The organism is Nostoc cycadae WK-1, assembly GCF_002897135.1.
Classification (GTDB): Bacteria; Cyanobacteriota; Cyanobacteriia; order Cyanobacteriales; family Nostocaceae; genus Nostoc_B.
On the sequence record NZ_DF978425.1, the window covers coordinates 180,748 to 207,468 of the forward strand.

Genomic DNA, 26,721 nt, shown 5'->3' on the forward strand with positions numbered 1-26,721 from the left:
CCTACATTTAAACCATTGCGATACAAGTATCACCACTACCTACGGTTAGACCAACTCCACAACTAACTAAATAAGCGCCTAAAAGTCTAGCAAGTTCGGTATCTTTCCAATATTCTAAATAAAAAAGTAAATTTACTTAAATTATAGTTTTTTATTTACTCATATCTTGCACCTCTACGTATAAATACAGGTAAAGTCAAAAGATGCGCGATAAAGATACCTTACTTTTATAGGCTATTGTCGCTAAATCAAGGCTTTTGCTTTTTTACAGAGTAATAAAATTACATCAATTTTTCTTGGTGCAAGATGTGAGTTTAACTGCATATCTCATAAGCAAATAACCCTGCGCTAATACCATTTCACGAAAAAAATGAGACAAATTTATGGGTTTTTCATTCTTTCCCCCTGCCCCCTGTAGTCTATTTGTATAAAACTTAAAGTGAAACGGTTCAAGGGGCGACAATCGCCTCTAAAGCAAGCCAGATAAAGGTTTTAGGCTTACAAACCCCTTAAAAAATTTGGGTGCTTATTGAGAATGAACTGTATAGGGATAGTAGACTTTTCTATGGAGAGCGGTTTCGTGGTAAAAAAGAACGGTCTCGTAATTTGACCAAGACCGTCATAATAATGCTGGCATCATTCTACCAAAACTTCTTAGAAAAATACCTAAATAAAGCACAGTTAATCACCCTGAAGATGTTGGTGTGGTTGTTACAAAATCAGAAGCAGGTAAGGATAGAAAGACTGGCAGCGACGCTACCTTTACCTATACAGCAAAACAGTCGTAGACGGCATTTACAAAGGTTTTTAACACTGAATGCCTTAAGTGTAGTATTGTTGTGGTTTCCGATTATTGAAGCAATAATTAACCAACATTTTAAACAGGGGTCACAATTAACCATTGCAATGGATAGAACACAGTGGAAAGAAAACAATGTGTTGATGGTGAGTGTAATTTACCAAAAGAGAGCTTGGCCAATATATTGGTGCTTGTTAGAGAAAGAGGGTAGTAGCAACTTAGAAGAACAGCAAAAAGTATTACGTCCAGTAATCCGCTTATTAAAAAAGTACAAATTAGTAATTATTGGAGACAGGGAATTTCACAGCGTCGAACTAGCGCAATGGCTCCACAAGCAGAACCTCAGTTTTGTATTTCGTCAAAAGAAGGACACGACTTTTCGAGAGAAAAGGCAAAAATTTCAACCTTTAAGTAACATTGAGATTTATCCTGGTGTCCACCAATTTTACACAAATGTTAAGGTGACTCAAAAGCAAGGGTTTGGTTGTTTCAATTTGGCTGTTTATTGGAAAAGGAAGTACAGAGGTAAACAAGATAAAGAAGCTTGGTATTTATTAACTAATTTGCCTGATTTCAATACTGCTCTCAAAATCTATGCTCAACGTTTTGGGATTGAAGCTATGTTCAAAGATTGTAAAACAGGTGGCTACAATTTGGAAAGCTCTCAAGCCAGTCCTGATAGACTTGTACGTTTAATCTTTTTGATTGCTTTAGCAATGACTAGTGCTTGGATACAAGGTCAAAAAATTAAATTACAACGACAACAATCTTATGTTTGTCGCTCCCAAGAGCAAGGTAAAACTGAAAAAAGGCACAGCAACTTTTGGATAGGTTTATATGGTTTTAATTGGATAGTTGCGTGGCAAGGGTGTCAAGCATGGGTCGAGGCACTAGTCGGTTTGATTCGCAATAAGCGGGCATATTATCAGCGAGGTTTAAAGGCTATTAAGCTTATACAGCAAGCACTTTAGGGAGCTTGTCGCCCCTTGAAGTGAAACGGTATGAAGTACAAACTAAACCCGCCTGCGCGGGTTTTGAGATAGTCCGCCTATCGCCAAGCGCGATAGGCGGACTTAGTTTGTATGCAAGATGAACCGCGATTTCCAATCGCCTGGTATATCTTCCAAAAGTCGATGCTTCCCTCTCTCATCAGCAGGATGGAGTATTTCAAAAAATTCATCACCTTATAAAAGTAATTTTCTGAAAACAATTTCTTCCTCAAGAGGTCTAAATAATGACGGCTACAAATGAGAAAAATAAAATTCGTTACGCAGTTGTTGGTTTAGGTTGGTTTGCACAAGAAGCCGCCTTACCTGCATTTACTAATACCGATAACTCTGAATTAGTTGCTTTAGTTTCTGATGATGCGACCAAACTCAAAGAAATTAGCCAAAAGTATGGCATTCAGCATACTTACTCTTATGAGGAATATGAAGACTGTTTAACTAGTGGTGAGATTGATGCTGTTTATATTGCTTTACCCAATCACTTACATCGGGAATATACTGTGCGAGCAGCTAATCAAGCGATTCATGTGCTGTGTGAAAAGCCGATGGCTGTAACCGACGAAGAATGTGAGGCTATGATCAAGGCTGCAAAAGATAACGGTGTTAAGCTGATGATTGCTTATCGATTACACTTAGAACCAGCCAACTTGGAGGCTGTAGAAATTGTGCGATCGCAGCAAATTGGTGAAGCGCGTGTTTTCAACTCTGTTTTTACTCAACAAGTCGAAGGCGGTAATATTCGTTTACGCAACGTTACAGGTGGCGGAACTATCTATGACATTGGTATTTACTGCATTAACGCTGCACGTTATCTATTTCAAGATGAACCAACCGAAGTATTTGCTGTAGCTGCTAGTAAAGGCGAACAACGCTTCAGCGAGGTAGAAGAAATGGCCAGCGTGATCTTACGCTTTCCTCATGAACGACTGGCGACCTTTACCTGTAGCTTTGGAGCCGCTAAAGTTTCAACTTATCAAGTTGTTGGCACTAAAGGCGATTTAAAAGTAGAATCCGCCTATACATGGCATGGAGAACTTAAGCATTACCTCACAATTGATGGTGAAACCCAAGAGCGTACTTTTGAACAACACGATCAGTTAGCGGCTGAATTCAAATATTTCTCAGATTGCATTCTCCAAGACCAAGACCCAGAGCCATCGGGAATCGAAGGATTGAACGATGTTCGCATCATTCAGGCAATCTACCAATCTATTGAAACAGGTCAACCAGTGCCTGTGCAAACTCGCGATCGCTCTCAACGTCCTACATCAGATCAAACTGTTAAACGTCCTGCTAACGAAGATCAGCCAGCGCTAATTCGTGCTGCTGCACCTTCCGGTAATTCTTAACGCAGCCTGTGAGTGGGAAACATTGAGTACAACCAACTGCCAGCCTAAACAGCAAGCAGTTGGTTTTGCTATAGTAAGTAACTACGCAAAATTAATTACATAATGTCTCTGCATTCGCAATGACATTATGTAATTAATTTTGTTTAACTAGTTAATCTGATGTGATACTAGGTAGAGATAATGATGATTTCTAGTTAATTCCACAGTACATGAGGCAGCAAAAATTTTAGCAAATGCTATCGTGTGATGTTATTTCTCTTCCTTTTCTATTTCCTTGTCTGGACGTTGGATAGCTGGAGGATAATCCACAAATTCTTGGGTTCTCGTAGTATTTGTAGTTGCTCCTTCGAGTAACTCATCCTCTGGATTCACAGTTTTATCAGCAGCCATATCCATCCGGCCTTCAGCGTTAGTATTAGGTTTGTCCCCAGTCCCTTTATGACTTGCATGACCACTAGGCATAACTATTTTCTCCACAGTGATATTCTAGAGATTCACACTCCCAACCTAAACTGACACACTCTACATCAGACACTATCAGAAGACTTAAATCTAAGTTAGATGAATACTGATGTCTCTGTCGGAAGATAGCAAATTGGTGAGTGCCTAGTTACCTTGATGCAATATTTGCAACCTAAGTTTTGGGACTGAATCATTGATTTGAATAAAACTTACAAATCAACACACACTGATTCAATTTCATTTGCTTGAATAGCTATATTGATAGAATTGAAATTCATGCTTCTGGACTATGGCAAGTAAATATATAGACGTGCAGGAATACACTGTTAGAGCGCATAAAAGACAAATTCACACTAGGGTCTTTCACTTTGTCTGCAAAGAATGCAATCAGACAACCAAACGCGAGACGTATGGCCCCCGTCCTTTATATTGCGAAAGCTGCCGTCCTCCACAACCTCCGCGCAAATCCACACAGTCCTCTCAAAAAGCCAAACCAAGACCAATGACTTACACAAGTGATACCACTTTGGGTTGATTTAACGCTTTATGAAACCGCAATTGGAACCCCCTCCCCAAACCTTAATCTCGCCGTTGTTGGAATTACGAGACTACTATGCTCGTCTTGTAGAAGAGTACGGAACTCTATATAATCAAGCGCGATCGCAACTCAACAATGTGGAAGGTTTATTGTCTAGCTGGTCTTCATCATCAGAAGTTGACAATAAGCTGCTGACAGTTGAAGTCGTGAACGAAATGCTGTCTGCTTCCAAAGAAGACTTACTTCTATCTCCGTCTGACAGCGAATTAGAAACCCATTCAGCATCACCACAGCCAGACTCGGAAGAATTAGAACTGGATAGTTCTGCGACTGCAACGATAAACATCAACGAGTCCCCAGCGATAGAAACCATTAACTCGCTGAATAACGTAGACATTCCTATGTTGAGCGAGTATCGATCTTTAACTCGGATGGAAGCAATTAAACAGTTATTTGAGCAACATTTGGGTACAGTTTGTCACATAGATTTTATTGTGCGATCGCTTTATGGTGACTTAGAACCCCATGTATTTAAGGTGGTCAAAGGTAGAGTTCAATCTTCACTCACCCAAGGTAGAGAAAGACAAGCTTGGTTTGGCATCCCCAATGAGCCTGGTTGTTATACCCTAGATTTGGGTTTGGTGAATACCAATCAAACCAACAATAATTCTAAAACTGGCAAAAGTAAGAAGAAGCCTGTGATAGTGCCACAAACAAAAGTTGTTCCTATGCTCAAAGCTTTTGAAGGACAATTTTTGATTGATGCCTTAAGTATTTTCTTTCGGCAAAATCCGGGGAAAGTTTTTGGTGTGGCTGAAGTCATCGCTGGCATTTATGGCAACCTAGATGCGGAAGAAGTCAGAGAAGTAAAAAGCAAGGTACTAAATGAACTCTCACGAGGTTATCGGACAGGACGATTTGCGAGAATGCCCGATACAGTCGGCTTTTATACCTTGGATACTAAGTTAGTCCGCAAGACTTCAGGCTGAAATGAGGGCAGAAGTTGAAATACTTTACTCTGCCCAATTTAAGCTACGCTGAACTGCTTTTTGCCAAGTAGCAAAGTTAGCTAAGGCGTTATTGCTAGATTGATTAGGTTCAAAGATGCGGTCTATTTGCCGTTGACTAACTAATGTTGTGTAGCTGTCCCAAAATCCAGCTGCTAAACCAGCGGCAAATGCTGCACCTTGTACTGTTGTATCGCGCATTTTTGGTCGTTCTACGGGAATCCCCAAAACATCGGCTTGGAACTGCATGAGAAAGTTGTTTTCACAAGCGCCGCCATCGACAATTAACCGCCCCATTGGTGTAGGAGAACAAGCATTAATAGCTTGCACAACTTCTACAACTTGGTAAGCGATCGCTTCTAAAACAGACCGCACTAAATGTTGGGGTTGGACGCTGGCGGTAATCCCTAAAAAGGCTCCTCTGGCGCTCATATCCCAATAAGGCGCACCCAATCCACTAAAGGCAGGTACAAAGTACACACCACCGTTATCGGGAACTTGGTTAGCCATTGTTTCAGTTTCTGCGGCTGTCTTGATCAGTTTGATGCCATCGCGTAACCATTGGATACAAGCGCCACTAGTAAACATACTTCCTTCTAAGGCATAACCAATATCTAAATTACCGCTGTGGTTTTGCGTCCAAGCCAAAGTAGAAATTAGTTGATGTGGCGATCGCACAATTTCTGAACCAGTATGGGCTACCAAAAAGCTACCAGTGCCGTAAGTACATTTCATTAAACCGGGACGATCGCAGCCATGACCAAATAATGCTGCTTGTTGGTCGCCTAAAATAGCGGTGATGGGAATTTCTACACCCAGCAAAGTTTGATCAGTCACACCAAATTTGCCTAAGCTGGGTTGAATCTGTGGCAAAATCTGAGCCGGAATTTGTAAGATTTTGAGTAATGTTTCATCCCAAGCGCAGGTTTTGAGGTTCATTAACATTGTGCGGCTGGCGTTGCTGTGGTCGGTCGCATGGACTTTCCCGCCTGTTAATTTCCATAACACCCAAGTATCAATCGTACCTGCCAAAACATTGTTTAAATCAAGGTCTGCAACGTTTTCTAATAGCCATCTCAACTTAGTTGCCGAAAAATAAGCATCAATCACCAAGCCAGTGCGATCATAAATGTCTGCTGCATAACCTTGTGTTTGTAATTGATGACAAAGCGGTGCAGTACGGCGGTCTTGCCAGACAATAGCTTTATGTAGGGGCTTACCAGTGGTTTTATCCCAAATTAAGCAGGTTTCCCGCTGTACAGTCAATCCCAAGGCGGCTATTTCTGATGGCGAAATTTGCGCCTGAGCGATCGCATTTTGCATCACCCAGCAAGTATCTTGCCAAATTTCTTTGGGGTCATGTTCTAACCAGCCCGGTTGGGGATAATACTGTGTGAGTTCTTTATATGCTTGCCCAACAATTTGACCTGCTGTGTTAAACACAAAAGCACGGTTGCCTGTTGTACCCAAGTCCAAAGCCAAGATATAGCCTGATGATGGAGATGTGCTGTCCAAGGTTACTGATTAAGTATGAAGTGTGAAGTATGAAGGATGAAATATACTTTATATTGTTTGGGTACAAATATCACAAGCTATTGGACTGACATAACACATCATCATGTTTCTACATTTTTTGCCAGTCTTCTCGACTCAGACCGTAAACTAACACCTCAGTTTTGAAAATTTCTGTTGTCCCTTGCAGTTTTTCGCCTAACTTTTGTGCTACACGCACAGAAGCAGTATTTTGGGGGTGAATCAAACTAATAATATGCGATCGCTGTAATTGGGTAAAAGCATAGTTTATGGCTACTGTTGCGGCTTCTGTAGCAAAACCACGTCCCCAATAAGCCCAACGCAACGACCAACCAATCTCAAATCCTGGCCAGCCTTCTGGTTGCCAAAAGCCAATCCGACCAATCATCTCACCAGTTTGGCTTTCTTCAACAGCCCACAATCCATAGCCCCGCAGTTGCCAATGACCAACTATCATAGCCATATTCCGCCAAGACTCCTCACGAGATAAAGGTTGACCAGCACCGATATAGCGCATTACCTCTGGATGGGCGCACATATCAGCGTAAGCATCCAAGTCTGCTTCACAAAACCCCCGCAGGATGAGGCGTTGAGTTTTCAGTTGAGGAATCATAGTAATTGGTAATTGATTTATTCTGACTTCTGAATTCTGACTTCTGAATTTTTCAAAATTATGTGTTTTTTGGCATCAAACGTAATTAAACCTTGTTGTTGTAATTTACCAAACAATCTTGTAATTGTGACTCTGGTAGTACCGCAAGCACTAGCTATATCTTCATGAGTAAAGCGCACGCTGAAGCGAGTCCCACTTTCTATCTGTTCACCTACTTCCTGTTTCAAAAGCTCTAATAAATAGTTCAACCTGTCTTCTACTAATTGTTTTTTAGAGATAACTAAAAATGATTCTGTCTGTTGTAACCGCTGATTGATTTTGGGTAATAAAGTATGACTAAGTTTTGGGGTTACTAATATTTCTGATGCGTAAATTGGTACTAACTCAACATCTGATAAAGCTGTAGCTTGGTAAATGGATAGAGAAGTCATACTAGAACCAAATACCATTTGTGTTTTTGCCAACCCTAGCAAGACTTCTTCGCCAGTTTCACTAAAGGTGCTGAGTTTGACCAAACCTCGACAAATATACCAAACAACAGAGTTATTGAGAGAAATATTTTCGCCTTTAGAATGTTTGTATCTAGGGCGATTCTCAATCAAATCGCTGTAATTCTTGGCTGATTGTAATTCTGTTGGCTGGCGATCGCCAATATTCCGGATTAACCAGAGTAAATGTACAGCTTGAGTCTGCTGATCCCGCACTACTTTAACTGTGAAGGCTGCATCAAAGTACTCGCCATGACGTTGTTGCAAGCGAATAACTAACTCTTTGGTTCTATCTGTATGATGTAGCTGATTAAGTTCATGGCGAAAGTGCTGTCGTTCTTCTAGACAAACAAAGTTAATCATTGCTTTGCCGATCAGAAACTGTCTGGAAATATTCAGCAGTTTAGCAGCGGTTAAGTTAGCGTTTTCAATAATACCTTCTGGATTAGTGACTAAATAGCCATCTGGTGCATACTCGAATAAATCTTGGTAATGTTGGCGTTCTGTTTCTAGTAAATTTTGTGTTTCTTTTAAAGCTTCATTTTGTTGATATAGTTCTTCTGCTGCTAACTGTACCATCTTAGAAGTACTATAAAGTTCTTGAAAAGCCTGTGGTAGCATATCGGGAGGAATCCAAGGCAAAATACTAGCAGTTTGGTACAGATCTGCTAGAGGTTTGTGCAAGGCTTCTAAACGTTGGATAAATAGTTGTATATTCATCTTTTATTGCCGCTACTTACTTGCAGATATTCAGCGAAAACACCACAGATTAATAATTATAGAAAGCAGAAAAAATCTATTATTTTCAATACTTTCTATTATTTTGTATGAATTATTAATATATCTATTAATAATATTTTGTTTGAGTTGTGTAACTAAACAAAAAAACGTGTTTGATGATTTTAAATACTATAACTTTATTTTGTTATGCAGATTATCAAACATGGATATCATCTTGATAACTGTTCCGTATTCAAAATTATTTATTAACACAGCTTTAGCCCAAACTCATATTACAGCTTATTGGTAGACTTTAAGTGCAATTTTGTGACAAAAATTTAGTATTTAGCGAAAAGCTTTAAGAGGATGTCTGAGAAGTATTAAATATTTTGCCTGACCCCCCCTAGCCCTCCTTAAAAAGGGGAGCCACTGCGTTGCGGTGAGCAGTCCGTTGGGCGGGCAATGCCCGACTTGTACCCCTACGGGGAAGCAAGCTACGCGCAGCGTCTCCGATTAGGAGAAGGAACTGCGAACCCGAAGGGAGGTTCCCTCCGTTGTAGCAAGTAGTATGGATTTAGGGGGATCTACAAGTCTCAAATACAACATCAAAAAGTTTTCAGACATCTTTATATCAATATTTTATTATCTACATAATTTATCTTTACCTAAAGCTTACTCTGTAAAGATTAGGGGTTATTTTATAAACTTGTTAGTGGGTTATTATTGAGCCAGTTCTAATTCGTCTATAGAACTCATCTGTGAATGGAAAAAATTACTAGTCTTACATACCCGACTTGTCATAAAATCGGGTATATTGTGGTTCAGGAATAATTTAGAACTGCTATGGCTTAACAATAGATGTTAATTTTTGCCTTAGCTTCTATCAAAAGAATAAAACTGCTACTACCGTAGGTATAACCTGATTTGTCGTTAACAAAGGTGGAATTACTGCATTTCTGCTAACGTAAACCATCATTATCAATAGCACTGTAGCCATCGTTGGTTAAAAGTCCCAGCCAAGGGTCAGAACTAGGAGTCAAAAAAAGTTGAGCGTAAACTTTATCGTTCAACTTAGCTAAGTTACTAGTTTGATTATCTTGTATAAACCATTGATGAATTTGGCTGTGCAGCATATATTCATTTCTGACGGTATCTAAAGCCATCAAAATTTCAAATTTGTTGACTATTTTCGGCAAACTTTCGGCGGCGGTTTTGGTAGATGAAAACTTTTTTGCACCTATCAAAGAGATGCTGTTTTGATCTAGTTTGGCATCATTGGCATAAAGTTGAGCAATTTTGTTCCAAGCTTGTTGGTCGGTAATTGCTGCTAAGGTCTGGCGATTTACTTCAGCACCAGAACGCAGAACATTCAGCATTGGGTTTTCTACAGCCATTTTAGTTACCGCCAGAGAACCTGCAATTTCTGCTGTTGGTGATGGGTTTTCTACCAGTCTTGGAGGAGATTGAATACCTAAGCGGGATAAATCAGCAGTCCATTGAGTTTGGATTGCATTCAGGCGATCGCTATGGTATTTCTTTAAGAAAGCCTGACGCTCGGTGCTAGAAAGTTTGCTGTATTCTTTTGCTGCAACTTCAGCCTGTTGTAGTTGGCGCAAAAAAGCTTTGGGGCCGTAGAGTCCAGGAATTGCATCAATCGGACGACCAGAAGCATCTAATATATAGTGAATGCTGTTCCCTGTGATTGTTCGCTCTAGTTTGCGACCATCCCCAAAATCAATTGTAACTTTGGGTACAGGACGGACTGACTGCCAGTGTAAAATAAAGCGGTTTTGTAAAGCTTGAGCAATTGCTGCATTGGGATACAGCGCTACTCGAAAAAACCGACTATTAGCACAACTTAAATCTTGATCTAGTCTACCTAACAAACGCAGAGATAAAATTGGTTTACCACTAGCTTTAGCTGCTGCTTTAGCTGCTTCTAAATCAGTGTACCAGTATAACCGCGAAGCATAGCAGTCTCGCTGTTGACAAAGTTCATCTAAGGCTGCACGAATTTCGGGATTTGGGATAGCTGCATTTAAAGTGCGAGGATTAAGTTCATTTTTGTGGGAATCCAAGAATTTTTGCAATCCCTGATTTCCTTGTTTGCGTAACACAGCAACTTCTTGAGATAGCAAAGAAGTTTCATTTACAGGCGTTTGCGCTTTCGCTGTTGACCAAAAATTTAAAATCACCAAGGTCAAAACAAAGGCATTTGTAAAGTTTTTTAATGTCATATATTTTCCATAAAGAGAAGTTGGAGATGGTGAAAAACATCTATTTTTGAGTCTAAATCAGCAGATTCAGATGTTATTTTTATAGCTCAACTATAGCTGCGATCGCCAAATACTCAGTTTCGTAAGTAATTCTGAAATATAAAGACTTAATATATACTTTTAAAGTTTCTGCTTGCAACAAAATTTTATACAGCTAATATACGTCTATTTATTGAATTTTAGTGAAGTTTCGATATAGAAAACATAATTAAAATGATTGTTGATAAAAAATTCATATATTTAAGCTGTATATATCCTTAAATATGCGAATAAATCATCTTTTGCTAAAGGTTAGCAACCGCAATAAAATCAGTACTTTTGCTCTTTAACTATTATCTGGTTTTCTTTTATATTGCTGATAGTTGCGTTATCTTGCTTCCCAAACAAACCCCATAACTATTATATTAGTGTGCATCTATCGGTTGAGTTTTTAGTTACTTTTTAGATGAGTTTTATTGAGTAATTGCTTTGAAAATAGCAACATAATGATCTATTTATCATGAAAATAAAACTCAAAATTTTGGCTTATAGCATAACGCAACATATACCAGTTTTAAGTTCCAACACTAGACCACTGCAATAATGAACCAATATAGTTGTCCTCTCCTAGCACTACTCTTAAGTGTAGTCTCTAGTTTCGTCTGCATTCCATGTCATGCTCAAGTTACTACAGAAGCAAAATCTGAGCTAGATAATAATAATTTGCCTGAGAAAACATCATTTAATAATAATGAAGTATTGCCAGTAAATATTACAGATGATTCTGCAACTGTTAAATCAACTGTTATCTCCGATAAGTCTGAAACTACAGCTGCTGTAACTGGTAATCAAACTAATCCTCAACCTACATTTCGCATTCCTATCAGCAGTCGGATTTTTGCTTCCCCTTCGATGCAACAGTAAAATCAGCTTTTATTTTCTTAAAATTGGAAAACTCAGATCCCTGAATTCTTTGAGAAGTCAGGGATCTATTTATTTACTAATTATTTAACGCCGTGTTTAACTTTTTCTCAAACCTAACCCCCAACCCCTTCCCTTGTAGGGAAGGGGAGTAAGAATCAAAGCCTCTCTCTGATGCGGGGAGAGGAATGGAAGTGGGGTTTCAAAAATAAGTCGCACATCAAGTTATTTAAGACTGCTGTAGCAGAACTTGTTCATAACGTTTTCCAGCAATATCCCATGTAAATTCTGTTTCGACTAATTGTCTACCGTAATCAGACAATTCTGAACGCAGTTGGGGATGATCAAACAGCTTGCTAATAGCTGTAACATACTCTGCTGGTGTATTGGCTCGAAAAGCGCGTAGAGGTTGGTCTGCAATATCGACAGCTAATCCTTCCAAACCGCGATCGCTGGCTACTACGGGTACACCAGCAGCCATTGCTTCCAAGGTTTTATTTTTAATCCCAAAACCAGTTCTCAGCGGGACTACACAAACCGTAGACTGATGCAAGTATTCTGACATTGAAGCCACACGACCAGTCACAATTACGCCGGGAAGATTTTTCAACTCTAAAACTTCTGGTGTGGGTCTAGCACCAACAATACTAAATGTGGTGTCTGGATAATGGGTTTGTAATTTTGGTAAAACTTCCACAGCAAAAAAGCGTGCTGCATCTATATTATGTGAAGCATCCATCGCGCCGACAAAGATTAATTTATGTCCACCTGGATCTTGGTGACGACAGGGAAACAATTCTAAATCGACACCGTTGGGAATAACTTTGATTTCTAGTTCAGGACGCAGTTTCAGAAATTCTTGGCGATCGTCTTCGGTTGTCACCACAATGTTAGAAAATTTATTACAGTAACGCTGTTCGTAGCGTTTGAGAACCAGAGATAAATAAAGGCGATCGCGCAGTGCATTTTGCGCCGCACCCATTTCTAGATGATCACGAATCCAGCCGTATACGGAACTGTGGACATCAACCACCGTATTTACACTATGACGGTACTCTGGCTGAATATAAATTTCATTAACACTATGTTCACAAGTAATCACATCACACTTACCAGCCCGGACGTATTCATCGACACAAGCTTGAATCTCTGGAGAATAGCGATGGAGAACATTTGGCGGTGTGGCTTTGAGTACTGATTCTATAAAGCGCACTGTCTTACCAAATAAACGAGCGATCGCATTTTTTTCTTGGGGTTCTGGCGGTAAACTAAAAACAATCAATTCACCTACATATTTCCGTAATTCCTCTATCTCGGCTAATGTTGTTTCCTTGTTATTCTGTGTAATCAACGTTACGTCGTGGTTATATTGAAGATATCTCAGTAAATTAAAAGTTCTAATTTCTGTTCCTCCACGACTGGGCGGATATGGAAATGTAGACGATAGCATTAATATCCGCATATAATTTTGCATCTCCTTTTTCTAGTAAATATTGTTATGCAATCATTGCGCTAATCGATAATACTTTAACTTTTATTTTGTTAAATGTAAGCTGATTCATCTCAAGTCATTATCCTCATTTTATTTAACCAATCTCCCACAAAATTATCATCACAAAATATGAATAACAAACCGCTTTTGTCTATTATTACTCCTACCTTGGGTAAGTTTTCTGACTATTGGCTAGAAAATCTTTTAAAAGTGGAAGGTTCCGTTCAATTTATTTTAGTTTATCCACCTAAAGTCAAACCCAAAGCAATAAATGACCCCAGAGTTACAGAAATAATTAGTACCTACAAAGGTGAGATGCCACAAAGGTTTGTAGGTTTACTCAATGCTCAAGGAGACTATATTCTAGCCTTAGATGATGATGATTATGTACATCCCCAAGTATGTGAATTATTAGCTAAATATTTTCAACGGTTTCCTGCAAGTTGGATTCTGCGTTTACAAAAGCTGAATATAGATATGAATGATGAAAAACGTATCCAACAGCCTTGGGCAGAAATTCCTGATGTGGAACAACTGGAAATATGCAAAAAAACTCCTGAAAATCCTTATCCTTATCAAAAAGGTAACTACAAAGGTTTATTAGAAGTTCCCATTGCTCCTTTAGATAAAAATTTTGATTGGCGTTATCTTTTCTGGCCATTTTTAACCAGAAAAGACAACGAAGGTTATCATGTGGAAAATTTTAACAACGTTGTTTGGCGAAATGATTTAATTCAGCAAGCCCTTCCTGAACTTTCACACGCCACAAAAGTTATGGGAGCCGTGACGTGGATACCCTCAAGTGGATTTGATAGATTATCTGGTTTATTTGTCCAGGCTAACTTTTTCGAGAAAGATGCTATTATCGGTCACTGGATGCCAAAACCAGAACAAATTAGATATATAGATAAAGATCCCGCTTTAAAACCACCGAGATTTCATGTGATTTCTGATGCCTTGTTAATTAAACACTTTCCTCAATATGGTTATTTATGGAATCTTGTGTTTAGCAAGTTATATGCTGTTCCCAGAACAGCTGGGAAATTAATCAGGTTAAAGTTAGTGAAAAAGGCACAGAAGTAGACGTAGAGTGGGCATTTTCAGTCCATCTTTCAATCAACGTACAATACAGTAGTTTATGCCCATCTGACAGATATCTAAGTTTTTGCAAAAATCAAATATCATTCCTAAATTATTATGAGTATTTTTGCTTAATACTTGTCAGATACAGACAAGAAAAAAGCCGCTGCAACTCAGCGTTGCAGCGCTTTCGGTGTGGTATGAGGAGCTTAACTACATATCATGATCTGACTTTTCCCGTTAAGTCTCGAAACATGGATATAGTAAGAGTTTCAGCACACAAGTCTATTATCAATAAAAAATGTTTAATGAGAATATAACAACGGGAAAATAGGACTTTTAGGATAGCACTCCTGATCGCGATCGCTGTGATAGAAAGATAACGGGAAAAGTCAGATATCATGATACGGTAGCTGACTAGTTTGCTACATCCTCGTAACAATTTTGGTAACAGAAATTTTTAGCAAGCACAGCCATAACTCCCAGTTGTACTCTTTTCAGACAAAATAAAAACCGTAGAAAAATATAATTTCTACGGTTTTATAGTGTGGTGTGAGGAGACTTAACTAATCTCATCATATAACCCCTAGAAAGATTATTGACTCACTCTTAATAAAATTTGCAGCAAGATTATCGTTTGATGACATAACTCTCAATGATGAGGGATTTAATTTTTTCTGGAGTTAATTTTTAGATTAAAGCACCACCACAACTAGAACCACTTCCAGCGGTACAACCGTAGCAATAGGGGGCTGTTTGTACCTCCGAAACTAAGTCTAAACTACTAGCTGCTAACAACTGAGTAACTGTTAAGTTTTCCCCATTAGCATTTTTCGCTGGTAGATTCATCATTTGGTTAAAATCGCAATCATAAACATTGCCTAAATAATCAATCGAAAGTTCATTACGACACATTAAATGCTCAATGGTGCTGGCATTAAAATGGGCTTCTAAAAACTGTAGATAGGGAATGTAGATTTTTTTGCGCTCTAAATACATTTTAGTTCTACCTACTGGTAAATTTGTAATGGTAAACAAATTATTAAATTTAATATTAAACTTGTCTTTTAAAAAACTTTTATAATTTTGCTCTAAATTATTTTGTTCAGGAGATAAAGCAAATTTTTCATCTGTAGGCAACTGAGGATTATAAACTAAATCTAATATTAAATTTGGGTCTTGACTATAGCCAAGTTTGTTGAGTAACTGCAAAGCTTTGATAGAATCATCAAAAACCCCAGCGCCACGCATTTTATCTACATTATCTGCTAAATAACAGGGTAAAGAGGCAACTATTCTGACTTGATTTTGCGCGAAATATTCTGGTAAATACCCAAAACCATCTACAAAATAAATGGTCAAATTAGAGCGAACAATTACCTGCTTATTAGTGACTCTCGCTGCTTCTACTAATGGTTTAAAACCATAATTCATTTCTGGTGCGCCACCAGTCAAATCAACAATCTCAATTTCGGGAAATTGATGAATTAATTCAATTAATTGTGTGCAAACTTCTGGAGAAAGTTCTTCTGTGCGTTTTGGGCTGGCTTCAACATGACAATGACTACAAGCAAGGTTGCAGCGTTTACCCAGGTTAATTTGCAAGACAGTAATTTTCTTTTTAGTTAAAGGTGCATTTAATTTATGATTGAAGTTAGTAACTATTGAGGTAGTTTGCATAAGTTTATTTTCCTAATTTTAAATAAACACAATACAGGTAAAGATAAATCTTTAACCTTGTAATAATCTATAAGCTATACCACTAATAATTGCGGTAGCTGGTAAAGTAAAAATCCAGGCAATAATTATTTGCAAGAAAACACGTGAATTAACTTTTTTTTCAGTTAAGCCGACACCAACAATAGAACTAGCTGCAACATGAGTTGAGGAAATAGGTAGACCAAAACAAGTAGCTGCGATCGCTAAAAAGCCAGTCACCAGATTGGCAGATAAACCTTGAGTAGAATCTATCGTGGTAATTCTTGTACTCATAGTTTCAGCAATTCTTTGGGAGTTGAGTAAGCCGCCTAACCCCACTGCCATTGCGATGGTTAACATTCCGCCTTGAATGGAAAAATATTCAATAATCAGAATAATAGAAACTAGTTTGGGTGTTTGATTTATGCCTCTGGCAAAACTGACTACTCCAGCACTGATAAAATGCAAAGTATCTAGAACTTTTTGATTGGCAAACCAGTTAAATCGAGAATTAAAATATGCAATTAACTTATAAAGACCTGCTGCTAAGAAAATGGCGATTATAGGACTAAAGAATAAAGGGAGAAGAAAAGACTTTACTAATACAGCAAAATTAACCTTGAGACCGATCGCCACTAATCCCGCCCCTAGTAACCCACCTGTTAAACTGTGAGTTGTAGAAATCGGGAATCCAGTCAAAGCAGCCATCAACACCGTTACACCAGATGCGATCGCTACTGCTAAATGAATTTCTGGTACATTAGCAATTTCATCTGGAAAAATACCTTGTCCAGAAAATTTTTGTACTAATGTACCAGCCATAAATATTGAGGCAACTGCACCAGCAAAGGTCATAATAGTTGCCCATAAAATTGCTGTTTGGTAGCTAGTTGTACCGCTACCAAATAGCGTTGCTACACCTTTAAAGTTGTCATTTGCTCCATGAGAGTAAGCTAAAAATAACGTGGCCAAAAATAAGCTAATAATTAACATTTTGGGGTTTAGTTTTTAACAGCAACCACCACCGTTGTAGTGCCAAGTTGAATCAGTAGTTATAATTTTTTCTGGCTCTAAAGCTGCCAGTTTAGCAGCAGTTTTATCACAAACAGCTGCGGGAATACCACGCTGAAGTAGATGTCCGGCTCCGTCATCAAACAAAGATTCTCCACCACAGTAAATGGCGGTTTTGCCAGTAAAAATACAAGCACCATCTTCTGGGATTGCAACTTTAAAAGCAACCGAATCCAGACTTTCTAGTAGGAGGTTTTCTTCTAAGTTGTAAGTTTGAGCATCAAGTAACCGATAAGGACGACGGGCGCGAATTTCAATTTGACCAAAGCCAGCATCAATAATCCGCTGAGTATACTCTTGATAGGTAAGTGCGCCTGACAAACACATAGCGCGTAGTCGCTCATCTTGTTGCAGATGGACAGGAATTGGACTTGTCGCAATGGGATCACTCATCTGCAACCGTCCACCGGGTTTCAGCACGCGATATGCTTCTTTTAAAGCTCTAGTTAAATCTTCTGGTTCAAAAATGTTGAACAGGCAATTCTGCGCGACAATATCCACATAAGCATCAGCCACAGGCAAATTAAAAGCATCACCTGTGCGAATTTCGACAAAATTAGGATTAAACCAACTGTTTTCGGTGGCTGCAATCTCTAGGTTGCGTGTAGCAGCCTCTCGCATAGCTGCAACTGGTTCAACAGCAATTACAGCACTCGCACGGCGAGAAAAATAAGCGAATTGCAACGCCTCTAAACCACCACCAACACCTACATAAAGTACCGTAGGTTGGTGATTCAGTTCTGTAGGGTGAACGGTTGTACCACAACCATAGTTCATTTCTTGCATAGATACAGGAATTTTTAAACCTGGGAATTGCAAGGGTGAACTCTGGACACAACAAAGTCCTACTTGGGGTGTTTCTGCAACTTCGCGGTAAAATTCCGCCGCTGTTTCTAGATAAGTCATTACAGTCTTAATATTATGTTTTTTGGTGAATACTCAACTCTGTGCATCCTAATATAACTGAATATTGCCTAAATGAATTTCTCCTGAGAGGGAGAAGCAATGGGAAATTGAGTTTTAAATTTCAATGACAATTTTACCGAAGTGGGCGGCGGTTTTGAGGTATCGATAAGCTTCTGGGACGGCGGTGAAGGGAAAAACTAAATCAATAATGGGGAAGATTTGATGGTGAGATATTGCTTGATTCATGGTTTCAAACATTTCTCGACTACCTACATAAATGCCTTGCAATGTAAGGCTTTTGCCTAATATGGGCATAGGATCAATCTCATTGCCTTTGCCTGTCAGCACACCAATTAAGCTAACACGTCCCCCAATTCTGACAGCTTGGAGTGATTGCGGTAAAGTACCTGCGCCGCCCACTTCGATAACGTGATCTACACCAACGCGATTTGTTAACTCGTAAACTTGCTTTTCCCAATTAGGTGTAGTTTTGTAATTGATAACTTCATCAGCACCCAGTTGTTTAGCTCGTGCTAATTTCTCATCGCTGCTGGAAGTAATGATAACTCTTGCGCCGTGGAGTTTGGCAAACTGAAGAGCAAAAATTGAAACTCCGCCAGTACCCAGCAATAATACATTGTCATTGGCACAGATATTACCTTTTGTTACCAAAGCGTGCCAAGCGGTGACAGCCGCACAGGGTAAGGTGGCTGCTTCGGTGTAAGAAAGGTGATCGGGTAAAATAACCAGTCCATCTTGATGTAGCACAACGTATTCAGCCAGCATTCCATTGATACCGCCACCTAAGTCAGACTTCATTTTCTCCCTGGTTAAAGAGCCATAAAGCCAACTTTGAAAGAAAATACCAGCGACGCGATCGCCTTTTTTCACCCGCGTCACACCTTCACCCACAGCCACAACTTCCCCCGCACCATCAGACATGGGTATCAGCGGATATTTCACCCCAGAACCGTAGCTTCCCTCAGCTACTAGCAAGTCACGGTAATTCAGAGATATGGCTTTGACTTGAATCAGAACTTGTCCGGCTGCGGGTTCGGGTTGCGGATGCTCGACTAGTTTTAAAGCATCACTTCCGGCATTGCTTTGAATTTCGTAAGCTTTCATAAACTTGTATTATCAAGGAATTATTGGTCAGAATTAATAAATAATGCCTAATACAAATTCTCCTTGATTTACAGATTGATTGGTGGCAACATCATAAATTAATCCATCGTGTTCAGAGTAGATATCAATTATTTGCGGTAATGCGCTTGCTTTGTTGAAACTAATAATTTGATAAAGTCTATCTCCTGCTTGAACTACACTACCTAATTCGACTCTAGATTGAATCATGCCGCCAGCGATCGCATAATATTTAGTTCTGTTACTGCTATAGAAAACAGCCATTACATGATTTTCTATGTTTTCCTGAGAAAAATTAATAGTTTTTAATACACCTTTCTGCAATAAATAATTTTTTATGCCTTGCACACCCTTGGCAATCGAATGCGGATTGATCTGCATTCCTGCACCTAATTCTAGTGTCCAAGCTTCAATATCAAATCTGATTTGTCTGCCTAAACTTTGCAAACGAGCTTCTAATGCTAACCAAGGTTTAATAAATGCTTCATCAAAAGCATCACCATCATATTTATCAAGTAAGATGCCATAGTCGAGCAAAAAATATTTAGCGCTATCTTGGCGATCGCGGAAATAATATATATAGTCTAAACCTTGATTGGTCGAACTGTGTAAGTCAATCAAGTAATCTGCGTCTAAACTCAGACTTTGCAGTTTATAACTAAATTGATCAGTGTAAGGTAAACTGCTCTGAGAATTAATTTTGTCTAATTTCTGAGCAAATTGCTTTTTGATTTTGCTCAGATAATTTTGGCGAATAATTTCTGGCTCTAGTAGTAATTGCGATTGAGCAAACTCTGTTAAATCCTCAGATACCTTTTCATAATCCCAAAAAATTCGGTTCCAGTCTCTCGCTTCGTAAACACAGTGTCTTCCTGGGGAAAAATGTTGCGCTCTTTCATTTGTACCCATAGGATTACATACCGGAACTAGCCAAATTTCTCCAACTAAATCGATATCATTTATGCTGAGTAAAAATTCTATAATTTGCTGAATAACGGCGTTTCCCGAAATTTCTGCCCCGTGTAAGTTAGATTGAATATAAACCTTTTTACCTGGGCGAGAACCAATAAATTTGTAAACTTGTAAAGACAGGCGATCGCCAGAAGCCATTTGCCGTAAAAATATAGTTTCAATCTGCGGAATCATGGCACAATTTTTTGTTGATGTACTTTTACTAAAAAAATGTTGGGTTAGAGCTAAATATATGTCCTGTGCTTTCACCCAACCTAATATGAATATATTTTTTGAGTTGGAAAAATACCTTAAGTTCCAGGTAAATTTCGCAATTGTTCACCTAAATGAGAACGATCTGCTAAAGAGCGCAACAATGGCCCGTGGGAAGTAAATTCTACAACACTCACAGAACCTACTGGACAATCCAAGCGATACCGAAAACGTCCCACATCAATTCCTAGCAAACTGCACAACATAATTCTAATAGTGGCTTTATGGGCAACAACTAAAACATTGCCACTCTGGTAAAGATGCTTAATTTCTTCAATCACTCCCATTGCGCGGGATGCAATTGTGATAGCCATTTCTCCCCCTGTTGGTGCGTACCAAGCTGGATCAGCAGACCAACGAATATAATCATCGTGATATTCTTGACTGATAAATTCTGGGGTTTTACCTTCCCATTGTCCGTAGTTGATTTCTTTTAAACCCTCACGCAGTTGTGGTTCTATGCCAATAGCTGTACATAAAGGTTTAGCAGTAGCTATTGTGCGCCGCATCGGACTACAAAAAATATCTGTCCAAGCCAGAGACTGGTATGCAGATGCAAAAGCCTCAGCCATATCAAAACCTTCAGGAGTTAGTGCTGAGTCGATGGAACCACAAAAAGCATTATTACGGCTGCATTCTGTTTGTCCGTGACGAAGAAAGTAAATATGTAAGTTCACGCTAAATTCTCGCTAATGTTTTGAAGAGTATTAAATAATGCTTAGTTTATGACTTGTTTAAGGCATATTACCATAGCTATTTAAATAACCACAGAAGCAAAACTATTTATAGCAATGGGAGTGGGGAGTAGGAATATTTTGGTTAAAGACAAGAGTTTGAATTTACAAGGTTCATATCCAATTTATTACCTTAATTAATTAAAGTAATCAAAAGTACTTTAATTCACCAATCCGTGATTCAACCTCGAATGAATGGGAATACTAAGCTTATCTAAACTTGCTGCGCGTGGTTTCATCCATGTAGAGAAGCAAACGCCAAAAGAAGCTAGAGGTATATATAAATGGCTACTGAGTTTCCTACCCCCGTCATTCTTGGATATCAAATTAGCTCTCAACTGTATGCAGGTTCTAGAACCAGGGTATATCGTGCTATCCGTCAAGTCGATCAACTGCCAGTAGTCATCAAACTTTTGACATCAGAATATCCCAGTTTTCAAGAATTATTACAATTTCGCAACCAATATACCATTAGCAAAAATCTCCAGATTCCGGGGATTATTCATCCCTTGTCACTAGAAACATCTCGCAATGGTTATATTTTGGTGATAGCGGATACAGGTGCGATCGCTCTCCGAGAATACATCAAAACTACCTCTCTTTCCCTAGCGGAATTTTTAGCGATCGCCATTCAATTAAGCACTGTTCTCCAAGATTTACATCAACATCGCGTTATCCACAAAGATATCAAACCCGCCAATATCCTGATTCATCCCCAGAGCAAACAGATAGAACTCATTGATTTTAGTATTGCCTCTTTGTTACCTAGAGAAACTCAAGAAATCAAAAGTCCCAATGTTTTAGAAGGGACACTCGCTTATATTTCTCCAGAACAAACCGGGAGGATGAATCGCGGAATAGATTATCGGAGTGATTTTTATTCTTTGGGTGTCACCTTTTTTGAATTATTGACAGGGAATTTACCATTTATTTGTGATGACCCAATGGAGTTACTGCATTGCCATATAGCAAAAAAGCTAACTATATGGGAGAACAGGCCAGAGATACCGCCAGTGATTGCGGATATCGTGCAGAAATTGATGGCGAAAAATGCCGAAGATCGATATCAGAGTGCGTTGGGATTAAAATTTGATTTAGAAACTTGTTATGAGCAGTTGAAAGATACTGGCAAAGTTGAATATTTTGCCATTGGTAGACGGGATATTTGCGATCGCTTCCTCATCCCCGAAAAACTCTACGGACGAGACGTAGAAGTTACCAACCTACTGCAAGCTTTTGAGCGCGTCGCCAACGGTACAACCGAAATGATGCTAGTCGCCGGATTTTCCGGGATTGGTAAAACAGCCGTCGTCAATGAAGTTCACAAACCTATTACCCGTCAGCAAGGCTATTTTATCAAAGGTAAATTTGACCAGTTCAATCGGAATCTGCCTTTATTAGCTTTTGTGCAAGCTTTGCGAGATTTAATTGGGCAGTTATTATCCGAATCAGATACCCAATTAAACCAATGGCGCAGCAAAATTCTCACAGCTTTGGGTGATAATGGACAAGTTTTAATTGAAGTTATGCCAGAACTCGAAAGAGTGATTGGTAAACAACCCCTCGCACCAGAACTTTCGGGAACCGCCGCCCAAAATCGATTTAACTTATTATTTCAAAAATTTATTGCCGTTTTTACCACAGCAGAACACCCATTAGTCATGTTTCTTGATGACTTGCAATGGGCAGATTTGGCTTCTTTGCAGTTGATTAAACTGCTGATGGCCGATAAGAATTATTTGTTATTGTTGGGGGCTTATCGAGACAATGAAGTATCGCAGACACACCCGTTAATTTTGACAGTTGAGGAACTCCAGCAAGTTGGTAAAACAGTTAATACAATTACCCTTGCGCCTCTGATGTTGAGTGATATCAATCAGTTAGTCGCAGATACACTGCATTGTCCCACAGAGCGATCGCTTCCCCTCACCGAATTAATTGTCCGCAAGACCCAAGGTAATCCCTTTTTCATCACTCAGTTTCTCAAAGCATTATACGAAGATGGTGAAATTAAATTTAATCGTGAACAGGGATATTGGGAATGTGATATTGTCCAAATCAATGCCCTATCTCTTACCGACGATGTGGTAGAGTTTATGGCACAACAATTGCAGAAGTTACCTAATGAAACGCAACAAATACTCAAATTAGCTGCTTGTATCGGTAATCAATTTGATTTAGCTACCTTAGCGATTGTTTCTGAACAATTACAAATGGAAGCGGCTACAGCTTTGTGGAAAGCTTTACAAGAAGGATTAATTCTCCCTCAAAGTGAAGTTTATAAATTTTATCTCAACCATGAACAAACAGATACAAATACTCAAAATATTGAGAATTTAACTTATCGGTTTTTGCACGATCGCGTCCAACAAGCTGCTTACTCTTTAATTCCCGATCGCCAAAAACAAGCTACTCACCTGAAAATTGGCAAATTACTTTGGAGTAATACCCCAGAACAAGAGTTGGAAACACGCATTTTTGATATTATCAATCAGCTAAATATCGGTATTAAATTAATTACAGAACCATCCCAAAAAGAACAATTAGCCCAGTTAAACTTACGGGCTGGACATAAAGCTAAAGTTGCAACAGCCTACTCTGCGGCTGTAAGTTATTTAAATACAGGTTTAACACTTTTAACAGCAGATAGTTGGCAAAGTCAGTATGATTTAACTTTACAATTTTATGAAGCTTTAGCAGAATCAGAATATCTAAACACTAATTTTGCTCAATCTCAACACTTCATCGAGCAAACGCTTTTATCGGCTCGTAACTCGTTAGATAAAATCAAGGTTTATGAAATCCAAATTTTATCTTACACAGCCCAAAACAACCTGATAGAAGCTATCAATACAGGGAGAGAAGCTCTAGAGTTACTGGGTGTATATTTTCCTGAAGATTGTGATTTTGAGACAATGATTACCCAGCATCAACAACTCAAAATTATTTTAGGCGATCGCCCCATAGAAACTCTTGCAGATTTACCAATTCTCCAAGACCCTCATCAATTAGCGGCGATGCGAATCTTGGTTGGTTTATTTGCATCTGTGTATTTAGCTAAACCGCAGTTGTTACCTTTAAAGATATTCACAATGGTGAAAATCTGCATTCAAAAGGGTAACTCTCCTCAAGCCGCTATAGCTTATAGTTTGTATGGCTTATTTTTATGCGCTACTGGAGAAATTGAGCGCGGCTATCAATTTGGTCAATTAGCAACTATTGTTTTAGAACAATTACAAGCGAAGGAATTAACTAGTAAAGTTAATCTCACCTTTGCTTTATTTATTAAACATTGGCAAGATTCTTTGCGTTCTACATTACCTGTATTCTTATCTGGTCTAAGCAGTGGGCTAGAACACGGTGATTTAGAATATGTTGGTTATTGTGCTAATTGCTATTGCCAATTTTTATTTTGGACAGGCGAAAATCTCGAAATTGCCGAAGCTGAAGCTGATAAATACTGTGCGCTGATTGAAGATATTAAGCAAGAAGCTTCTTTAATTTGGGCGAACACATGGCGACAAACAGTAATCAATTTGCGTGGTAAAGCAGAAAATGCCAAAATGCTCATTGGTTCTAGCTTTAATGAAACTCTAACTCTGCCATCTTTAATTCAAAGTCGTAATGTAAATGGAATTTGTTATGTTTATCTAGCAAAACTCTTACTATGTTATTTATTTGGTGATGTAGAAATTGCCAAAGATTATGCTAGTAAATTTGCAGAATATGAACAAGGAGCAGCGGGTTTATTGATTATCCCGTTGAAGAATTTTTATCAATCTTTGAGTTTATTGTCATCATATTCTAGTTCAGATACAGCACAGGAAACTGCGGATTGGGAGAAGATTACAAACAATCAAAAATCAATGAAAATATGGGCGGATCATGCTCCCATGAACTATCTGCACAAGTTTCAATTAGTAGAAGCTGAAATTCATCGGGTATTAGGCAAATACTATGAGGCTGGGGATTTATATGATCGCGCGATCGCTCTGGCTCAAACCAATGGCTATCTGCAAGAAGCAGCCCTCGCCAATGAATTAGCAGCGAAGTTTTACCTAGCTTGGGGTAAAGATAAAATCGCCACAGCTTATATGCAGGAAGCTTATTATGGTTATGCTCATTGGGGTGCAAAAGCCAAAACCGATGATTTAGAAAGCCGCTATCCCGATTTACTGCGTCCTATTTTCCAGCAGACAACACCAATTCTCAACCCATTGGAAACCCTCGCTGCTATTACTACCTCCCATGTCTCGATTCATAACGCGACAAACACTAACACCTCTAATACAAGTTTGAATGTTGCTTTAGATTTTGCAGCTATTCTCAAAGCCTCTCAAAGTCTATCCAGCACAATTCAACTAGATAAACTCTTGCATCAACTAACTCAGATTATTCTACAAAACTCTGGGGGCGATCGCTGCGCCTTAATCTTGCCAAATAGTGATGGAATATGGGAAGTAAGAGCCATTACCACATCCGAAACCACAGAACTTTGTCGCCAACCCTTGGAAGGTAATTCCATCCTCCCTGTCAAACTGATTCAATACGTCAAAAATAACCAAGAAGTTGTAGTAATTAACGAACTCAAGACAGATTTACCTGTAATTGATCAGTATTTAGATCAGCGCCAACCAAAAAGTCTGCTATGTTTACCAATTCTCTATCAGGGAAATTTGATAGGAATTTTGTATTTGAAGAATCAGTCTACTAGTGAGGTGTTTACAAGCGATCGCATCCTCATTCTCAACTTCCTTTGTACTCAAGCTGCTATTTCCTTAGAAAATGCTCGCCTTTATCAGCAAGCTCAAGCTTATGCTCAAAAAGTGGAACAATCTCAACTCCAGATAGTACAAAATGAAAAAATGGCATCTTTGGGGAACTTAGTCGCTGGGGTTGCTCATGAAGTTAATAACCCCATTGGTTTTCTTTACGGTAGTATCAGCAACGCCCAAGAATACACCCAGGATTTAATCGGACATCTAGAACTTTATCAACAATTTTACTCTGAACCTGTTGCCTCGATTCAAAATAATGCCAAGAATATCGATTTGGAATTTTTAGTTGCAGATTTACCCAAGTTACTGCATTCCATGACCGAAGCAACTGAGCGCATCAAATCGATTAGCAACAGTCTACGTACCTTCTCCCGTGCAGATACTATCAATCAAGTAATGGCTAATATCCATGATGGTCTTGATAGCACCTTGTTAATTTTAAAATACCGCCTTAAAGCCAACGAGCATCGTCCTGCTATTAATATTCAGCAAGAATACGGTGATATACCTCTAATTGAATGCTTTCCTGGTCAGTTAAACCAAGTATTTATGAATATCTTGGCTAATGCCATTGATATGTTTGATGATATGGCACAAGAATGCACATTTGCTGAATTGCAAACTCATCCTCAAGAAATTAATATCCGCACTCAAGCAATTGCTAACCAAGTTTACATCCATATTCGAGATAACGGTAAAGGGATGGATGCTGAAGTTCAAGCGAAAATTTTTGACCATTTATTTACCACCAAAGCAGTCGGTAAAGGTACAGGCTTGGGATTAGCGATCGCCCGTCAGATTGTGGAAGAAAAACACAATGGTAAAATCGAAGTCAATTCCATTTTAGGAAAAGGCACAGAATTCATCATTTCCCTTGCTATTACGACTAGTTGAAAATTTTTA

At 38.8% G+C, this 26,721-nt stretch carries 19 protein-coding genes; 7 read left to right on the forward strand and 12 right to left on the reverse strand.

Annotated features, from left to right (window positions below; all coding sequences use genetic code 11):
* Positions 1–627: 627 nt before the first annotated feature.
* On the forward strand, positions 628–1,770 hold the full coding sequence (locus NCWK1_RS08920) for an IS4 family transposase (RefSeq protein ID WP_103124467.1): 1,143 nt from the start codon (positions 628–630) through the stop codon (positions 1,768–1,770).
* Between the two features lie 263 nt (positions 1,771–2,033).
* Positions 2,034–3,155: a Gfo/Idh/MocA family protein gene (locus NCWK1_RS08925; protein ID WP_103124468.1), complete on the forward strand. Its 1,122-nt coding sequence runs from the start codon at positions 2,034–2,036 to the stop codon at positions 3,153–3,155.
* A gap of 249 nt (positions 3,156–3,404) precedes the next feature.
* Here the strand turns inward: NCWK1_RS08925 and NCWK1_RS08930 are convergent, their stop codons facing one another.
* The gene (locus NCWK1_RS08930; RefSeq protein WP_103124469.1) at positions 3,405–3,617 is read right to left on the reverse strand and encodes a hypothetical protein; all 213 of its coding nucleotides are present in this window, start codon (positions 3,615–3,617) and stop codon (positions 3,405–3,407) included.
* 289 nt (positions 3,618–3,906) lie between these two features.
* On the opposite strand from NCWK1_RS08930, the gene NCWK1_RS30080 reads away from it, so the two are divergent.
* Positions 3,907–4,152 (forward strand): hypothetical protein, encoded by a 246-nt coding sequence (locus NCWK1_RS30080; RefSeq protein WP_096579644.1) that lies wholly within the window; start codon positions 3,907–3,909, stop codon positions 4,150–4,152.
* 11 nt (positions 4,153–4,163) lie between these two features.
* The gene (locus NCWK1_RS08940; protein ID WP_103124470.1) at positions 4,164–5,144 is read left to right on the forward strand and encodes a hypothetical protein; all 981 of its coding nucleotides are present in this window, start codon (positions 4,164–4,166) and stop codon (positions 5,142–5,144) included.
* Positions 5,145–5,168: 24 nt separating this feature from the next.
* Here NCWK1_RS08940 and glpK read toward each other — a convergent pair whose 3' ends face one another.
* The 4 genes from glpK to NCWK1_RS08960 form a co-directional block, all read right to left on the reverse strand.
* Entirely contained in the window at positions 5,169–6,677 is a 1,509-nt protein-coding gene (gene glpK / locus NCWK1_RS08945) for a glycerol kinase GlpK (RefSeq protein ID WP_103124471.1), read from the reverse strand.
* Positions 6,678–6,786: 109 nt separating this feature from the next.
* On the reverse strand, positions 6,787–7,308 hold the full coding sequence (locus NCWK1_RS08950; RefSeq protein ID WP_096579648.1) for a GNAT family N-acetyltransferase: 522 nt from the start codon (positions 7,306–7,308) through the stop codon (positions 6,787–6,789).
* A 17-nt stretch (positions 7,309–7,325) separates the two neighbouring features.
* A complete protein-coding gene (locus tag NCWK1_RS08955; RefSeq protein WP_103124472.1) occupies positions 7,326–8,516 on the reverse strand; it encodes a helix-turn-helix domain-containing protein in 1,191 nt (396 codons plus the stop codon).
* A gap of 959 nt (positions 8,517–9,475) precedes the next feature.
* Positions 9,476–10,753, reverse strand: a complete 1,278-nt coding sequence (locus NCWK1_RS08960) for a hypothetical protein (RefSeq protein WP_096579652.1) — start codon at positions 10,751–10,753, stop codon at positions 9,476–9,478.
* 621 nt (positions 10,754–11,374) lie between these two features.
* Here NCWK1_RS08960 and NCWK1_RS08965 point away from each other — a divergent pair.
* Entirely contained in the window at positions 11,375–11,695 is a 321-nt protein-coding gene (locus tag NCWK1_RS08965) for a hypothetical protein (RefSeq protein ID WP_103124473.1), read from the forward strand.
* Positions 11,696–11,921: 226 nt separating this feature from the next.
* Here the strand turns inward: NCWK1_RS08965 and NCWK1_RS08970 are convergent, their stop codons facing one another.
* Positions 11,922–13,154, reverse strand: coding sequence for a glycosyltransferase family 4 protein (locus NCWK1_RS08970; protein ID WP_096585204.1), 1,233 nt, complete (start codon positions 13,152–13,154; stop codon positions 11,922–11,924).
* A 159-nt stretch (positions 13,155–13,313) separates the two neighbouring features.
* Between NCWK1_RS08970 and NCWK1_RS08975 the strand changes: the two genes are divergently transcribed.
* Positions 13,314–14,267 (forward strand): glycosyltransferase, encoded by a 954-nt coding sequence (locus tag NCWK1_RS08975; protein WP_096579656.1) that lies wholly within the window; start codon positions 13,314–13,316, stop codon positions 14,265–14,267.
* Positions 14,268–14,954: 687 nt separating this feature from the next.
* On the opposite strand, the gene arsS is transcribed toward NCWK1_RS08975, so the two are convergent.
* From arsS to NCWK1_RS09005, 6 genes are all read right to left on the reverse strand, one after another.
* Positions 14,955–15,944, reverse strand: a complete 990-nt coding sequence (arsS, locus tag NCWK1_RS08980; protein ID WP_103124474.1) for an arsenosugar biosynthesis radical SAM (seleno)protein ArsS — start codon at positions 15,942–15,944, stop codon at positions 14,955–14,957.
* 51 nt (positions 15,945–15,995) lie between these two features.
* Complete coding sequence (locus tag NCWK1_RS08985; RefSeq protein ID WP_103124475.1) at positions 15,996–16,955, reverse strand: inorganic phosphate transporter; 960 nt, start codon at positions 16,953–16,955, stop codon at positions 15,996–15,998.
* 15 nt (positions 16,956–16,970) lie between these two features.
* Positions 16,971–17,939, reverse strand: coding sequence for an arsenosugar biosynthesis arsenite methyltransferase ArsM (arsM, locus tag NCWK1_RS08990; protein WP_103124476.1), 969 nt, complete (start codon positions 17,937–17,939; stop codon positions 16,971–16,973).
* A gap of 114 nt (positions 17,940–18,053) precedes the next feature.
* Complete coding sequence (locus NCWK1_RS08995; protein ID WP_103124477.1) at positions 18,054–19,064, reverse strand: zinc-dependent alcohol dehydrogenase family protein; 1,011 nt, start codon at positions 19,062–19,064, stop codon at positions 18,054–18,056.
* A gap of 33 nt (positions 19,065–19,097) precedes the next feature.
* Positions 19,098–20,228, reverse strand: a complete 1,131-nt coding sequence (locus NCWK1_RS09000) for a succinylglutamate desuccinylase/aspartoacylase family protein (RefSeq protein WP_096579666.1) — start codon at positions 20,226–20,228, stop codon at positions 19,098–19,100.
* Positions 20,229–20,344: 116 nt separating this feature from the next.
* Positions 20,345–20,983 (reverse strand): histidine phosphatase family protein, encoded by a 639-nt coding sequence (locus tag NCWK1_RS09005; RefSeq protein ID WP_096579668.1) that lies wholly within the window; start codon positions 20,981–20,983, stop codon positions 20,345–20,347.
* Between the two features lie 341 nt (positions 20,984–21,324).
* Between NCWK1_RS09005 and NCWK1_RS09010 the strand changes: the two genes are divergently transcribed.
* A complete protein-coding gene (locus NCWK1_RS09010; RefSeq protein WP_103124478.1) occupies positions 21,325–26,712 on the forward strand; it encodes a trifunctional serine/threonine-protein kinase/ATP-binding protein/sensor histidine kinase in 5,388 nt (1,795 codons plus the stop codon).
* Positions 26,713–26,721 lie beyond the last annotated feature (9 nt).